The 14,434-nt window shown below is 72.8% G+C and carries 15 protein-coding genes and 1 pseudogene; 11 read left to right on the forward strand and 5 right to left on the reverse strand.

The features are described 5' to 3' along the window. Window positions 1-23 precede the first annotated feature (23 nt). The gene (locus SVTN_RS38350; protein ID WP_041133185.1) at window positions 24-857 is read left to right on the forward strand and encodes a class II fructose-bisphosphate aldolase; all 834 of its coding nucleotides are present in this window, start codon (window positions 24-26) and stop codon (window positions 855-857) included. 208 nt (window positions 858-1,065) lie between these two features. Further along, window positions 1,066-1,860: an alpha/beta fold hydrolase gene (locus SVTN_RS38355; protein ID WP_041133186.1), complete on the forward strand. Its 795-nt coding sequence runs from the start codon at window positions 1,066-1,068 to the stop codon at window positions 1,858-1,860. 43 nt (window positions 1,861-1,903) lie between these two features. Here the strand turns inward: SVTN_RS38355 and SVTN_RS41305 are convergent, their stop codons facing one another. Beyond that, on the reverse strand, window positions 1,904-3,310 hold the full coding sequence (locus SVTN_RS41305) for a tetratricopeptide repeat protein (protein WP_052499559.1): 1,407 nt from the start codon (window positions 3,308-3,310) through the stop codon (window positions 1,904-1,906). Between the two features lie 268 nt (window positions 3,311-3,578). On the opposite strand from SVTN_RS41305, the gene SVTN_RS38365 reads away from it, so the two are divergent. Continuing rightward, the gene (locus SVTN_RS38365; protein ID WP_052499560.1) at window positions 3,579-4,604 is read left to right on the forward strand and encodes a serine/threonine dehydratase; all 1,026 of its coding nucleotides are present in this window, start codon (window positions 3,579-3,581) and stop codon (window positions 4,602-4,604) included. On the opposite strand, the gene SVTN_RS38370 is transcribed toward SVTN_RS38365, so the two are convergent. Then, complete coding sequence (locus SVTN_RS38370) at window positions 4,567-5,052, reverse strand: Lrp/AsnC family transcriptional regulator (protein ID WP_041133187.1); 486 nt, start codon at window positions 5,050-5,052, stop codon at window positions 4,567-4,569. The genes SVTN_RS38365 and SVTN_RS38370 overlap by 38 nt on opposite strands. A gap of 94 nt (window positions 5,053-5,146) precedes the next feature. Here SVTN_RS38370 and SVTN_RS38375 point away from each other — a divergent pair, with 94 nt between their 5' ends. From SVTN_RS38375 to ligA, 8 genes and pseudogenes are all read left to right on the forward strand, one after another. Continuing rightward, complete coding sequence (locus tag SVTN_RS38375) at window positions 5,147-6,010, forward strand: LLM class flavin-dependent oxidoreductase (RefSeq protein WP_041133188.1); 864 nt, start codon at window positions 5,147-5,149, stop codon at window positions 6,008-6,010. Then, window positions 6,007-6,435, forward strand: coding sequence for a nucleoside deaminase (locus tag SVTN_RS38380; RefSeq protein ID WP_041133189.1), 429 nt, complete (start codon window positions 6,007-6,009; stop codon window positions 6,433-6,435). Before SVTN_RS38375 ends, SVTN_RS38380 begins: the two co-directional genes overlap by 4 nt. Before the next feature lie 22 nt (window positions 6,436-6,457). Next, window positions 6,458-6,991, forward strand: coding sequence for a GNAT family N-acetyltransferase (locus SVTN_RS38385; protein WP_041133190.1), 534 nt, complete (start codon window positions 6,458-6,460; stop codon window positions 6,989-6,991). A 120-nt stretch (window positions 6,992-7,111) separates the two neighbouring features. Further along, entirely contained in the window at window positions 7,112-8,068 is a 957-nt protein-coding gene (locus SVTN_RS38390; protein WP_041134725.1) for a GlxA family transcriptional regulator, read from the forward strand. A 134-nt stretch (window positions 8,069-8,202) separates the two neighbouring features. Continuing rightward, on the forward strand, window positions 8,203-9,201 hold the full coding sequence (gap, locus tag SVTN_RS38395; RefSeq protein ID WP_041133191.1) for a type I glyceraldehyde-3-phosphate dehydrogenase: 999 nt from the start codon (window positions 8,203-8,205) through the stop codon (window positions 9,199-9,201). Window positions 9,202-9,478: 277 nt separating this feature from the next. Continuing rightward, on the forward strand, window positions 9,479-9,706 hold the full coding sequence (locus SVTN_RS38400; RefSeq protein WP_041133192.1) for a hypothetical protein: 228 nt from the start codon (window positions 9,479-9,481) through the stop codon (window positions 9,704-9,706). Between the two features lie 16 nt (window positions 9,707-9,722). Then, window positions 9,723-10,094, forward strand: a complete 372-nt coding sequence (locus SVTN_RS38405) for a hypothetical protein (protein ID WP_041133193.1) — start codon at window positions 9,723-9,725, stop codon at window positions 10,092-10,094. Window positions 10,095-10,142: 48 nt separating this feature from the next. Continuing rightward, a pseudogene (gene ligA / locus SVTN_RS38410) lies at window positions 10,143-12,210 on the forward strand (NAD-dependent DNA ligase LigA). A 7-nt stretch (window positions 12,211-12,217) separates the two neighbouring features. On the opposite strand, the gene SVTN_RS38415 reads toward ligA, so the two are convergent. The 3 genes from SVTN_RS38415 to SVTN_RS38425 all read right to left on the reverse strand — a co-directional run bounded on the left by SVTN_RS38415 (window position 12,218) and on the right by SVTN_RS38425 (window position 14,350). After that, window positions 12,218-13,012: a YqjF family protein gene (locus tag SVTN_RS38415; protein ID WP_041133194.1), complete on the reverse strand. Its 795-nt coding sequence runs from the start codon at window positions 13,010-13,012 to the stop codon at window positions 12,218-12,220. A gap of 80 nt (window positions 13,013-13,092) precedes the next feature. Beyond that, window positions 13,093-13,503, reverse strand: coding sequence for a nuclear transport factor 2 family protein (locus SVTN_RS38420; RefSeq protein WP_041133195.1), 411 nt, complete (start codon window positions 13,501-13,503; stop codon window positions 13,093-13,095). Between the two features lie 151 nt (window positions 13,504-13,654). Then, complete coding sequence (locus SVTN_RS38425) at window positions 13,655-14,350, reverse strand: type 1 glutamine amidotransferase domain-containing protein (protein ID WP_041133196.1); 696 nt, start codon at window positions 14,348-14,350, stop codon at window positions 13,655-13,657. Between the last annotated feature and the right edge of the window lie 84 nt (window positions 14,351-14,434).

Here is a 14,434-nt window from a genome sequence, read left to right on the forward strand (position 1 = left end):
GCCCCTCTCCCGGGAGAAGCACCATGCCGCTGACGCCCACCGACGAGATCGTCCGCCGCGCCCGCGCCGCGGGCGCCGGGGTGGGGGCGTTCAACGTCCTCCAGCTCGAACACGCCCAGGCCATCGTGGCCGGTGCCGAGAACGCCGACCGTCCGGTCATCCTCCAGATCAGCGAGAACACCGTCCGCTACCACGGGGCGCTCGAACCGGTCGCGCTCGCCTCCCTGGCCGTCGCCCGCGCCGCCAAGACCCCCGTCGCCGTCCACCTCGACCACGCCGAGAACCCCGACCTCGTCCGCGAGGCCGTCGCCCTCGGCCTGGGCTCGGTCATGTTCGACGCCTCGAAGCTCCCGTACGCGGAGAACGTCGCCGCGACCCGCGAGGTCGTGGAGTACTGCCACAGCCACGGCGTCTGGGTCGAGGCCGAACTCGGCGAGGTCGGCGGCAAGGGCGGCGCCCACACCCCGGGCGTGCGCACGGACCCCGAGGAGGCCCGCGCCTTCGTCGCCGCCACCGGCGTCGACGCCCTCGCGGTCGCGGTCGGCAGCGCCCACCAGATGGTGAGCCGGGACGCCGTCCTCGACCTCGACCTGATCGCCCGGCTGCGCGCGGCGGTCGACACCCCGCTCGTCCTGCACGGCTCCTCGGGCGTCGCGGACCCGCACCTCACCGAGGCGGTCACGGCGGGCATGACCAAGGTGAACGTCTCCACCCACCTGAACAAGGCCTTCACCGAGGCCGTCCGCGCCCATCTCGCCGAGCACCCCACGACGGTCGACCCCCGCAAGTACCTGAGCCCGGCCCGCGCGGCCGTGGCCCGCGAGGTCGCCCACCTCCTGGCGGTCCTGGCACCGTGACCCCGTACGTCCAGGCCTCCTGAAGCACGGTCAGGAGGCCCCGTACGCCCGCCCCGACGGCCGCCCGGCGAGGGCGACCGCGGGGCGGGACTTCCCCCGGAACCGGCCGTGGTCACCCCGCGGACGTCTCCGTCGGGGCGTTGTCAGTACCGGCTCGTAGAGTGGCTCCTGACGGTAGGACAGCGGCGCGACACGGGGAGAGAGCGGCATGCGGGAGTTGTTCCTGGCGAAGGAGCGGGCGTACATCCGGTGGATCGACCTGCCGGGCGAGGGGCCCGTGCGGGTGTTCGTCCACGGGCTCGGATGCACGGCGGCCTCCGACTTCGCCCACATCGCGGCCCATCCCGCGCTCGGCGGCGGCCGGGCGCTCCTGGTGGACCTGCTCGGCCACGGACTGAGCGACCGGCCCGCGGACTTCGACTACCGCATGGAGTCCCAGGCGGCCGCGGTGGCCGCCGTCCTCGACCACCTCGGTGTCGCAGGAGTGGACCTCGTCGGGCACTCGATGGGCGGCGCCGTGACGATCCACCTGGCGGCGGACCGGCCGGACCTGGTCGCCCGGCTCGTGGTGGCGGAGCCGAACCTGTACGCGGGCGGAGGGGCGTTCAGCTCGCCGGTGGCCGCCCAGGACGAGGACGCGTTCGTGGCGGAGGGGTTCGCCCGGATGCTCGCCGACACCGACCGCCCGGACTACGCCGCCCGGCTGCGGCTCGCCGACCCGCGGGCCGTCCACCGCAGCGCGGTCGCCCTGGTGGAGGGCAGCGTGCCCGCGCCGGGTGACCTGCTGGCGGCTCTCGCGGTGCCCCGGACGTTCCTGGTGGGGGAGTCGAGCCTGCCGGACGCCGACGCGGAGAAGGCGGCCGCGTTCGGCATCCCGGTGACCGAGGTGCCCGGCGCGGGACACAACCTGATGCTGGACAACCCGGACGGCTTCGCCACGGCCCTCGCCCGCGCGCTCGCGGACGACCCGACGGCTCCGGTTCCCGGCGACCGGAGAGCCTGATCCGGCCGCCCCGTCCCCGTCGGAGGCACCGTCCTCGCGGAGGTCAGGAATCCGACGGAACGGGCCGCAGCACGGACTGCCGTGTCAATCGGGCAAGTTGCGCGATCTCGCCGTGCGGCATGTCCGAGGCCTTGAACGTCACCGACCCCATGCTGCCTCTGTCCGCCCAGAAGCAGATGGCCTTGGGCGTCCCCGTGATGTCCTCGACGTACCGGGAGCACTGCATCCAGCCTCCGTAGGGGCCCGCGTCCGCCGACCAGGTGTCGTGCAGCCGGGTCACACCCGCCGTGCTCGACAGGATGATGTCGGTGTCGTGGACCATGGCGGCGGTGAAGTCGTGGAAGTCGCCCGCCGCACCGACGACGGCGAGGTCGGAACCGTCGCCCGTGCCGCCCGTGTAGAAGTACGTGAACGACGCCTCGACCCGACCACTGGGGTCGCGGGGCATCTCGACGCCGAGGGCTTCGAAGGGATCCGTCCGCGTCATCCCCCGGAAGGTGTCCGGGGCGACCGCCTCGTACCGCGGATACGCGGTGTACTCGGCGTACGTGAGGACGCTCGTCGTCGCGACGGCGGCGAGGGCGATGACGGCACCGGCGCCGATGAGGGCAAGCTCACGCCGCGCGTACCGCGGTACGGCGGGCAAGGCCGGTTCGGCGGGGGCGGGCCCCATGACCGCCTCGCCCGACGCCCGCTCCCCGCCACGGGCGCGTGCGCCGCGCAGGATCAGCCGGAGCAGCAGGAGCGGCAGATCCAGGAGAACGCCGACGGCGCACGCGACCCAGAGGGGAAAGGGTCCCAGCACATGCCGCGCGAGCAGGAGCACGGCCACGGTCAGCTGGGCGACGAACAGATACTCCGGCGTACGGCGGATCAGGAACCGCAGGGGCGCCCGGCCGGGGCGGGCGAGCGCGGTGAGCGTCGCGTCGAGGACCGCGAGCCGCTGGTCGTACGGCGCGAGGGCCGCCTGCCGCCGGGCCTCCTTCTCCGCCGCCTGCGGTGAAGCGGCGGTGGTGAGTGCGTGGACGACGTCGTGGCGCTGCACCCGGGCGGCCGAAGGTCCCTTGGACGCGGCCGCGGCGAGGACGGAGGTCGACGCGGTGGCCCGCCGCAGCTGCGGGGAGTCGGGCGCCAGCTCCCGGAGCCGCTCCAGGAGGACGGGACCGCGCCCGTGGCGGCCGGGCCGGTCCAGGGCGTCGGAGCGCAGACACAGTTCGGCGTAGCCGGCGAGGAGGTCCAGGTGGTCGGGGAAGGCGTCGAGGGCACGACGGAAGACCCGCTCGGCCTCGTCGTCGTGGTCGTCCTCGTCCTCGGCCATGTGCGCGCGGGCGAGCACGAGGAAGAGCATGGGCTCGGGACCGTCCGCCTCCAGGGCCGCCTCCACGGCGCTCCGCGCCTCCGCGTGCCGGCCCGCCGAGATCAGCGCGGTCGCGTGAGCGCACACGGACACGGCGTCTTCTTCGCTGTGCAAGAGTCCCCACCCCTGTATATCCGGCCGATCGTTCCCGGCCAAGAGGCGTCACTATCGCCTGCGGAGGAATGCCTGGTCAACCGTGTTATCGGGGGCCTGTGGGTGCGACAGCAGGGGGGATTTCAGCCACGGAGACGGTTCCTGCCACGCACCGGCGCCTCCCGGCGTCCGGGCTTCCCGTGCTCACCGGACGTTGAGAAGATCGTCGACACAACCCGCCCGGTCCCGGCCGCTACAGGAGCAACTGGTGCAGCACACCCTCGCGTACGCCGACGTCAAGACCGCCGCCGACCGGATCGGCGGCCACATCCGCCCCGTCACGGTCACCCGAGCCGACCCCGGCAGCGAGCCGTACGAGCTCCACCTCGCCCTCGAGCTCATGCAGCACACCGGCTCCTTCAAGGCCCGCGGCGCGCAGAACTTCCTCCTCGCCCACCGGGAGGAGGGCACCCTCCCGGACGCCGGCGTCACCATCGCCTCCGGCGGCAACGCGGGCCTCGCCTGCGCCTGGGCGGCCCGCAGGCAGGGCGTCAGGGCCACCGTCTTCCTCCCCGCCACCGCACCCCGGGTGAAGGTCGACAAGCTGCGCGGTCACGACGCCGACGTACGGCTCGTCGGGACCGAGTACGCCGAGGCGCTCGCCGCCTGCGAGGCGTTCGCGGCCGACACCGGAGCCCTCGCCTCCCACGCCTACGACCACCCCCTGATCGCCGCCGGCGCCGGCACCCTCCTCGACGAGATCCACCAGTGGATCCCGGACCTCGACACCGTCGTCGTCGCGGTCGGCGGCGGCGGGCTGTTCACCGGCGTCGCCACCGCCGCCCGGCACCACGGCATCCGTACCGTCGCCGTCGAACCCGAGAACTGCCGCGCCCTCGACGCCGCGGTACGGGCCGGACACCCAGTCGACGTGACGGTCGACTCCGTGGCCGCCGACTCCCTCGGTGCCCGCCGCGCCTCCGCCCTGGCGGTGAGCGCCGCCCGGCAGGAGGGCGTCCACTCCGTCCTCGTCGCGGACGCCGACATCGTCCGCGCCCGCCGGGCCCTCTGGGACGACCGCCGCCTCGCCGTCGAACACGCCGCCGCCACCGCCCTCGCGGCCCTCACCACCCCGACCGGGGACCGACCCCTCACCACCCCGACCGGGGACCGACCCGTCCGCACCGGCTACCGCCCCGCGCCGGGCGAGAAGGTCTGCGTCGTCCTCTGCGGTGCCAACACCGACCCCGCGGACCTCACACAGCCGCCGACGGCAGCCGGTTCGCCCCGCTGAGCCCGGGCCCGCTCGGACCGCGCGGCGGCAGGGGGCGGCTGAAGACGAGATCGGTGGTCGTGCTGCCGAACTCCGCGAGGGCGTCCACGACCTCCTCCAGGTGCGCCATCGACGTGGCGGCGACCTTGAGGACGTAGCAGTCTTCCCCCGTCGTACGGAGACACTCCAGGATCTCCCGGCGCTCGCCGAGCAGCCGGCGCAGCGGCTCGTGCCGGGTCCCCGGGTACTTGAGCCGGACGACCGCGAGGATCGCGTACCCGATCCGCTCCAGATCCACCTCCGCCCGGTAGCCCGTGATCACCCCGGACTCCTCCAGGCGCCGCACCCGCTCCTTCGTCGCCGAGGCGCTCAGGTTCACCCGCCGCGCCAGCTCCGTGTACGCGATCCGGCCGTCCCGCTGAACCTCCGTCAGGATCGCCCAGTCCGTCGCATCAAGACTCTCGGTCATCCGATTAGATTACCGGCGATTCCACGGCCGAACGGCCCCTGAACAGGCGGGAATCACTTCTGTTCACCCCTCGCGCCTGGCTAGCCTCTGCCGCGTGAAGATCGGAGTCAACATCCTCAACTTCGGCCCCGGCGCCGACCCCGGAATGCTGCGCAGCTGGGCCCAGACCGTGGAGGGCCTCGGGTACGACCTGCTGATGGTCTCGGACCACGTCGCCATCACCCCCGACGTGGCCGAGCGCTACCCGGCACCCTTCTACGAGCCGTTCACCACCCTGTCGTGGCTGGCCGGTGTCACCAGCCGCGTCGGCCTCGGCACGACGGTCCTCATCGCCCCCTACCGGCACCCGCTGCTCACCGCCCGCATGGCGGCCAACCTCGACGCCCTGAGCGGCGGCCGGCTCGTCCTCGGCGTGGGGGTGGGCTGGGCACGGCAGGAGTTCGCCGCCCTCGGGCTCCCCTTCGAACGCCGGGGACGTCTCACCGACGAACACCTCCAGGCCCTGCGCGAGGCCTGGGCCGACACCGCCGCCTACGGAGACCGCCGGATCCCGGTCTGGATCGGCGGCCACAGCGACGCGGGACTGCGCCGCGCCGTACGGTTCGGGGACGCCTGGCACCCCCTGCGCCGCACACTGCCGCAGCTGCGCGAAGGCGCCGCGAGGCTGAAGGAGTACGCGGACGAGCAACGGCTCCCCGTACCCGCCCTGGCCCCTCGCATCGCCCTCAGGCTCACCGCGGCACCGGTCGGCGGACCGGACCGCCTCGCGGGGGAGGGGACGATCGACCAGATCATGGACGACCTCGACCGGCTGCGGCTGATGGGCGCCGAGGCCGTCGTCCTCGACCCGTACGGCGGCGACCCCCACGAGACCACGCACCCGCAGGCGGCCTGGCAGGCACTCGCCACCGTGGCCGCGCACCTCTCCCCGCACCGCACCCGAACGGAGCCGTCATGACGACAGCCGACGACCACACCCTCCTCCGACGCGCCATCGCCCTCGCCGCCACGGCGCGGGAGTCCGGCAACCCGCCGTTCGGTTCGCTCCTCGCGGCACCGGACGGGACGGTCCTGGCGGAGGAACACAACACCACGCTCACCGACCGGGACATCACCGCCCACCCCGAACTCAAGCTCGCCCGGTGGGCGGCCCGGGAACTGGCCCCGGCGACGGCGGCCGAGACCACGATGTACACCAGCTGCCAGCCCTGCGGCATGTGCGAAGCGGTCATCCGACAGGCGGGCCTGCGCCGCGTCGTGTACGCCCTCTCCAACGAACAACTCCTCGACATCCGCCCCGGGAGCGGCCGCCCGCCCGTACCGCAGGACGGCCCCGCGCTGCTCGACGAGGTACGGGCCGCGGTCGAGCCGTACTACCGCTGACCGAATGCGTCAGGATGGGGACATGACCGAGATCCTCACCCCCCGACTCCTGCTCCGCCGCTGGACCGACGACGACCTCGTCCCCATGGCGGAGATCAACGCCGACCCCGAGGTCATGCGGTGGATCGGCGACGGCTCGGTCCGCGACCCGGAGCAGACCGCGGAGGCCATCGAGCGGTACGAGGAGGAGTGGGACGAGGAGGGCTTTGGGATCTTCGCCGTCGAGCTCCTCGGCTCCGGCGAACTGATCGGCTTCGCCGGTCTCTCCGTGCCGGAGTTCCTGCCGGAGGTGCTCCCCGACGTGGAGATCGGCTGGCGCCTCGGCCGGCAGTTCTGGGGCCAGGGGTACGCCTCCGAGGCCGCCCACGCGGTCCTGGAGTTCGCCCTCCAGGACCGCGGGCTCGACCGGGTCGTCGCCATCACCCACACCGGCAACCGGGCCTCCGAGAACGTCATGCGCAAGCTCGGCATGGTGCCGGAGCGGGAGACGAGCCACCCGGTCTTCGGGCTTCCCCTGCGCGTCTACGCCATCGACCTCACCGAGTACCAGGCGTGATCACCGGGCCTTCGCCGACGACGCCCCGGCAGGGCCGACCGGGCGCCGGGACCCGGCGGTGAGGGGCCTTCCGGACCGCCGCTGACCAGCGCGGACACAGGGCCGCGTACCCTCGTGGACGTGTCTGTTTCACGTCTCCACCGCGTCGCCGTCCTCGTCCTCGAAGGTGCGAAACCCCTCGACGTCGGAATCCCCGCGCAGGTGTTCACGACCCGGGCGAGCATGCCGTACGAGGTACGGGTCTGCGGCGCCGAACCCGGGGTCGTGGCCGGTGGCGACGGCCTGTCGTACCAGGTCGCCCACGGCCTGGAAGCACTCGCGTGGGCCGACATCGTCTTCGTCCCCGGCTACCGGCACCCCGACCGCGAGGACCCGCCCCGAGCCGTCGTCGACGCGCTGATCGCCGCCCACGCCCGCGGGGCGCGGCTCGCCGCCATCTCGACGGGCGCCTTCGCCCTCGCCGCGACCGGCCTCCTCGACGGCAAACGCGCCACGACGCACTGGCACTACGCGCGGGCGCTCGCGGCCAAGCGCCCGCTGATCCACGTCGACGAGAACGTCCTCTTCGTCGACGAGGGCAGCATGCTCACGTCCGCCGGCGCCGCCTCCGGCATCGACCTGTGCCTCCACATCCTGCGCAGGGACCTCGGCATCGCCGCCTCGAACCACGCGGCCCGGCGCCTCGTCGCCGCCCCGTACCGCAGCGGCGGCCAGGCACAGTACGTACCGCGCAGCGTGCCGGAGCCGCTCGGCGAGCGGTTCGCCGCCACCCGCGAATGGGCACTGCACCGGCTCGGCGAGCCCCTCACCCTGGAGATACTCGCCCGGAACGCGGCGGTGTCGCCGCGCACCTTCTCGCGTCGGTTCGTCGAGGACACCGGGTACACGCCGATGCAGTGGGTCATGCGCGCCCGCATCGACATGGCCCGTGAACTGCTCGAACGCTCCGAGCGGGGCGTCGAGCAGATCGCCGCCGACGTCGGCCTGGGCACCGGGGCGAATCTGCGCCTGCACTTCCAGCACATCCTGGGCACCACACCGAGCGAGTACCGGCGCACGTTCACACAGGGGGAGTGAACCGGGCATATCGGAGCCCTGGCGGGATCATGGCGCGATACTTGCGGACCGTGGCGATCACGCCGCTGGTCGAGGCCGATCTTCCGCGCGAACCTGGGTGGCGAATCAGAAGGTCGGAAAGGGACACACCGCTCATGACTCGCATCGCCATCAACGGTTTCGGTCGCATCGGACGCAACGTGCTGCGCGCGCTCCTCGAGCGTGACACCGACATCGAGGTCGTCGCCGTCAACGACCTCACGGAGCCCACGGCCCTTGCGCGGCTCCTCGCCTTCGACTCGACGTCGGGCCGCCTGGGCCGCCCGGTCACCGTCGACGGGGACACCCTCGTCGTCGACGGCCGCCGCATCAAGGTGCTCGCCGAGCGCGAGCCGGCGGACCTGCCGTGGGCCGAGCTCGGGGTGGACATCGTCCTCGAGTCGACCGGCCGCTTCACCTCGGCCAAGGCCGCCCGTGCGCACCTCGACGCCGGTGCGAAGAAGGTCCTCGTCAGCGCGCCCGCCGACGGTGCCGACGTCACCCTCGCGTACGGCGTGAACACCGACGCGTACGACGCCGAGCTGCACACGATCGTCTCGAACGCCTCCTGCACGACCAACGCCCTCGCGCCCCTCGCGAAGGTCCTCGACGACCTCGCCGGCATCGAGCACGGCTTCATGACGACCGTTCACGCCTACACGCAGGAGCAGAACCTGCAGGACGGCCCGCACCGCGACCCGCGCCGCGCCCGCGCCGCCGGCGTCAACATCGTGCCGACCTCCACGGGCGCCGCCAAGGCCATCGGCCTCGTGCTGCCGAACCTGGACGGCAAGCTGTCCGGCGACTCGATCCGCGTGCCCGTCCCGGTGGGCTCGATCGTCGAGCTCAACACGACCGTCGCCCGCGACGTCACCCTCGAGGACGTCCTGGCCGCCTACCGCACCGCCGCCGAGGGCCCGCTGGCCGGTGTCCTCGAGTACTCGGAGGACCCGCTGGTCTCCGCCGACATCGTGGGCAACCCGCACTCGTCGATCTTCGACTCGGCCCTCACCCGCGTCGAGGGACGCCACGTCAAGGTCGTCGCCTGGTACGACAACGAGTGGGGCTTCTCGAACCGCGTGATCGACACCCTCCAGCTCCTCGCCGCGAACTGACGACGAGCCGAACGGCCGACTCCCGCCGGGTGGCGGGAACAGGCACCCTCACACGCCGACTCCGACCGCACGGGAGTCGGCGTGTGACGTGTTTCCGGACGGGAATCGTCCGGCCGGACAGGGACCGCATGTCTCGCTCCCCTCACCCGACGATGCCGAGCGGCGACAAGTCCCCTGTGCGCTGCACGTGGAGAGGGGAAAGGCGACGAGTGCTCAGGAGACGCGCACTCGCTCCGTTTCCCTTCCGGGCCGGGGAGGGGCCCGCTACCGTGGGCGTATGGCACGGGAGATCCGGATCGAGATCAGCGACGAGGCGTACGAGGCGCTGGAGCGGGCCGCCGCCGAGAAGCGGGTGGACGCCGAGGCGTACGCGAGGAAGGTCCTCGACGCCGATCTGACGCGGACGCGGTTCCTGGAAGGGGCCCGTCAGTTCGTGGCCGATCACGGGCAGGTCTTCGCCGACCGGTTCGGCGGGCCCGCCGGTCGCGGCGCCGACGCCGCCTGAACCGGGACTCCCGCACATGATCCTGCAGATCGACCTCTCCTTCCTGCTCGACATCGCCCAGCAGGAGATCCCCGGCGACCCGGAGATCACCGACTGGGGATCGCTCGAAGCGGCCCGTGCCCGCCATGCCTTCCGCGTGATGGACACCCCGGTCTACGACCAGCCCCACCACCGGGCCGCCGCACTTCTGGAGCAGCTGGTCCGCGTTCCGGCCCTGGAGCACTCCAACGAGCTGTACGGAATGACCGTGGCCGCCGCCTACCTCCACGCGTCCGGACATCCGATCCGGGTCACCACCAAGGAGGCCGTCGACCTCGTCGACGAAGTCGTCGCCGGCCGTGCCGACGTACGCCGCATCGCGGACGTCCTGAGGGAGTGGACGCGCTGATCCGGCGCCGGGCGGGCGTTGTCAGTGCCCTGCGACAAGATGTTCGACATGACGACAACGCCCGCCGTAGAGGCGCACTTCAGCCTGTCCAGCCGTGCCGCGTACGAGGCCGCGATCGAACGTCTGCGTGACGCGTCCCGCACGTACTACGGCGAGAGCTACAGCGTCATGGACGACGCCACGTACGACCGGCTGCGGCTCGCCGTGAAGGCCTGGGAGGCGGAGCACCCCGAGGACGTCGCTCCGGACTCGCCCGCCGATCAGGTCGCCGACGGAGCCGCTCCCGCCGGCGACGTCGAGCACACCACGCGGCTGCTCAGTCTCGACAACGTCTTCGCCCCCGAGGAGCTCGTCGCCTGGGGCGCCTCGCTCCAGCGGCGCCTGGGACACGAGCCGGCGGGAGGGTTCACCGTCGAGCCGAAGATGGACGGCGCGGCCGTCGCCGCCCGCTACCGCGACGGGCGCCTCGTGCAGATCATCACCCGCGGCGACGGTTCGAAGGGCGAGGACGTCAGCCACGTCATCGGGACGATCGTGGGCCTCCCCGAGCAGCTGGCCGTGCCCGTCACCTTCGAGGCGCGCGGCGAAGTCCTCTTCACCCAGGAGCAGTTCGAGGCCGCGAACGAGATACGGAGCGCCCATGGCGGAGACGTCTTCGCCAATCCGCGCAACGGAGCCGCCGGCACGCTGCGGGCGAAGGACCGGCCCTACCGGCTGGCGATGACGTTCTGGGCGTACGGCGCGGTCGAGTTGGACGGCGTGGCCTTCCTGCCCGCCGGGGGCGGTCACGCCGAGACGCTGGCCGCGGTGGCGGAAGCGGGGCTGCGGACCACGGCGGCCACCCCGGCCGGACTGCACGTCGTCGCCACCCTCGCCGAGGCGCAGGAGCGGGTCGACGCGATCGCCGCGATGCGCGCGACCCTGCCGTTCGGCATCGACGGCGTCGTCATCAAGGCCGACAGCGCCACCGAACAGGCGACGGCGGGCTTCGGCACCCGCTTCCCGTACTGGGCGATCGCCTACAAGCTTCCGGCTGTCGAGCGCCAGACCGTCCTCGAGGACGTGTTCTGGGAAGTGGGCCGTACGGGTGTGCTCGCCCCGACCGCGGTGCTCGCCGCCGTGGAGCTCGACGGTTCCACCGTCACCCGCGCGACCCTGCACAACCCCGCCGACATCCTCAGGCGGGACCTCCACATCGGCGACACCGTGACCGTCCACAAGGCCGGCGACATCATCCCGCGCGTCCAGGCCGCCGTCGTCGAGCTCCGCCCGCAGGGTGCCGTGCCCGTACCCCTGCCCGAGGAGTGCCCGAACTGCGGCGGGGAGATCGACAAGAGCCAGGAGCGGTGGCGCTGCGCGAAGGGCACCGCCTGCGCGCTCGCGCCGCTGATCGAGTACGTCGCCGGGCGCGACATCCTCGACATCGACGGGCTCGGCCGGAAGTACGTCGACGCGCTGATCGCCGCCGGGGTCGTCGGCGACGTCGCCGACCTGTTCACGCTCACCGAGGAGCAGCTCACCGCCGCCTCCGGCAGCGCCAAGCGGGGCGCGAAACTGGCCGAGCAGATCCGGCTCGCCAAGTCCCGTCCCCTCAGCCGTGTCTTCTGCGCGCTTGGCGGGCCGGGCACCGGCCGCAGCATGTCCCGGCGCATCGCCGCGCACTTCGGCACGATGGAGGCCATCCGCGCGGCCGACGCCGACGCCCTGCAGGAGGTCGAGGGCATAGGCCCGGAGAAGGCGCCGGTCATCGTCGAGCAGGTCTCCGCACTCGCCCCCGTGATCGACAAGCTGATCGCGGCGGACGTCAACATGACCGAGCCGCGGCCGGAGAGGGCTGAAGACGCGGTCGAGGGGCCGCTGAGCGGGAAGACCGTCGTCGTGACGGGGAAGATGACCGGTCCGCTGGACGGCTGGGGGGCGCTCAGAGATGGGCGCGCTCATCGAGAAGGCCGGCGGGCGCGCGGGCAGCGGCGTCAACTCCAGGACCACGTACCTGGTCGCGGCGCCGTCCGCGAACGGCAAGCCGAGCTCGAAGGCCGTCAAGGCCCGGGAACTGGGCGTCGAGGTCCTCACCCCGGAGGACTTCGCCACGCTGGTGGTCGCGTACCTGAACTGAGGGTTCTTCAGTCGCCGCCCGCCCGCGGGCGCGGGACGGACACGGTCCGGGGGAGTCGTGGCGGTCCGCTGAAGCGGACCGGAACGCCCGGTGAGTACAGCACGCTCACGGGCTCCCCGAGGGGGCCGCGGAGGCCGGCCGCGGTGAGGAGGGACTCGTCGCAGCTGACGAGGCGGGCGCGGTGCAGCGGCCAGCGGGGGTGGGTGTTCGGGAGATAGAGGGGACGCCCGCGGAAGGAGCTGTGCATGCCCCAGCGGGCGGTCAGGAAGTGTTCGAGCGCGGTGGGCTCCTCGACCCGCTCGCCGATGTCCACGCTGATCGCGCTGTGTGCCCCGCGCGGCCCCGGCCACCGCCGCCTGCTGGTGTACGTGACGGTGGGGCCGTCGGTCCGGACGGTCATCTTCGACCACACGTAGGGGATGCGGAACGCCCACCGCCCCACGGTCACGGGAAGGAGGCGGGACGCGTCGAGCGAGCGGAACACGACACCGCGACGCCCGTGCCCGTCCACGGAGTACAGGCGCACGTTGGTCTCGGGGAAGCTCCCGAGGTAGGGGAGCCCGGGAAGCCGGAACCAGCCGACGCGGTGCATCCGGAAGGCGACGAGGCCGACATAGGTGACCCCGTCGAGGGTGTCGGGCACGGTCCCGGCCGGAAGGAGCGGGGCCACCTCGGCCGGGTCGACGGGCCAGTGCAGGAACGCCAGGTCGAGCCAGGACTGGGTGAGCAGGGTGCGGTTCGTGCGGTGCGGCGGGTCGGCCGATATGGGCTCGGGCTCCAGGGCGGGCGGGGTCTGCGGCATCGCGCCAGTATCCAGGGTTCGTGGCCCGCCTGCCGGAGGGCGGGGACGAGCTCAGGCCGGCGTCCCGTCGTGCTCGCTGCTCACGCCCCGTCCGCCGGCGCCGTGCCGGAGGCCTCGGCCGCGATGCGATCGAACTGCGCCCCCATCGCCTCGGACAGGGCCTGCGCGGCGGAGAGCGGCCGGACCATGACCATGAAGTCGTCGATGAGGCCCTGCTCGTTCAGGTGGAGGAAGTCGCAGCCGGTGATCGCGCGCTCGCCGACCCGGGCCTCGAAGACGAGGGCGTGGTCGCGGCCGTCCTCGCCGATGATCTCCCGGACGTAGCGGAAGTCGGTGAGGACCCGGGAGACCCCGCGCAGGATGGCCGCGGTGATCGCCTTGCCGGGGTAGGGCTTGAAGGCCACGGGGCTGGTGAAGACGACGTCCTCGGCGAGCAGCGCCTCGATGGCCGCGTGGTCGTTCGCCTCGACGGCCTGACGGAAGGACTTCATACACATCTCCGCAGCTAGTCAACTAAGTGAGTAGGTGGGGAGGAGGTTAGTGACGTGAGACGGCCCTGTCCAGGCCCGGAAGGCCCCGCCCCGGCGAACTCCGGGGCGGGGCGGCGCGAGGACCTCGTCGACCCGGTCCGCACGGAGGCGGTCAGGCCAGCTTCCTGAGCAGCTCCGCGGCGAGCGGGGCGGAGGAGGACGGGTTCTGGCCGGTGACCAGGTTGCCGTCGACGACGACGTGCGGCGTCCACGGCTCGCCGACCTGGACGTCCACGCCGGCCTCGACGAGCCGGGTCTCGAGGAGCCACTTCGCCCGGTCGGCGAGACCGGCCTGGGTCTCCTCGGCGTTGGTGAAGGCGGCGACCTTGCGGCCGGCGAAGGCGTTCGCACCGTCGGCGTTCGTGGCGGCGAGGAGCGCGGCCGGGCCGTGGCAGACGACGCCCAGCGGCTTGCCCGAGTCCAGGGCGTCGACCAGCAGCCTGCCGGAGGTCGCGTTCACGGCGAGGTCCTCCATGGGGCCGTGGCCACCGGGGTAGAAGACGGCGTCGTAATCGGCCAGACGGACGTCCTCCAGCTTGATCGGGTCCTTGATCTCGCCGATGGACGCGAGCGTCGCGGCGACCTTGTCGGCGCCCTCCTGGCCGCCGTTGGCCTCGGGCGCGAGGCTGCCCGCGTCGACGGTCGGGACGACACCGCCCGGCGTGGCGACGACGACCTCGTGCCCGGCGGCCTTGAACGCCTCGTACGGCGCGACGGCCTCCTCGGCCCAGAAACCGGTCGGGTGCTTGGTGCCGTCGGCCAGCGTCCAGTGGTCGGCACCGGTCATCACGAAAAGGATCTTCGACATGGGGGAGCTCCAGGGGGTGGCGGACCCGGTCGGGGCCCGGAGACGGGAATGCGCACACTGACACTCTGGTCCGAGTGACGTTCC

This window comes from Streptomyces vietnamensis, assembly GCF_000830005.1.
Classification (GTDB): Bacteria; Actinomycetota; Actinomycetes; order Streptomycetales; family Streptomycetaceae; genus Streptomyces; species Streptomyces vietnamensis.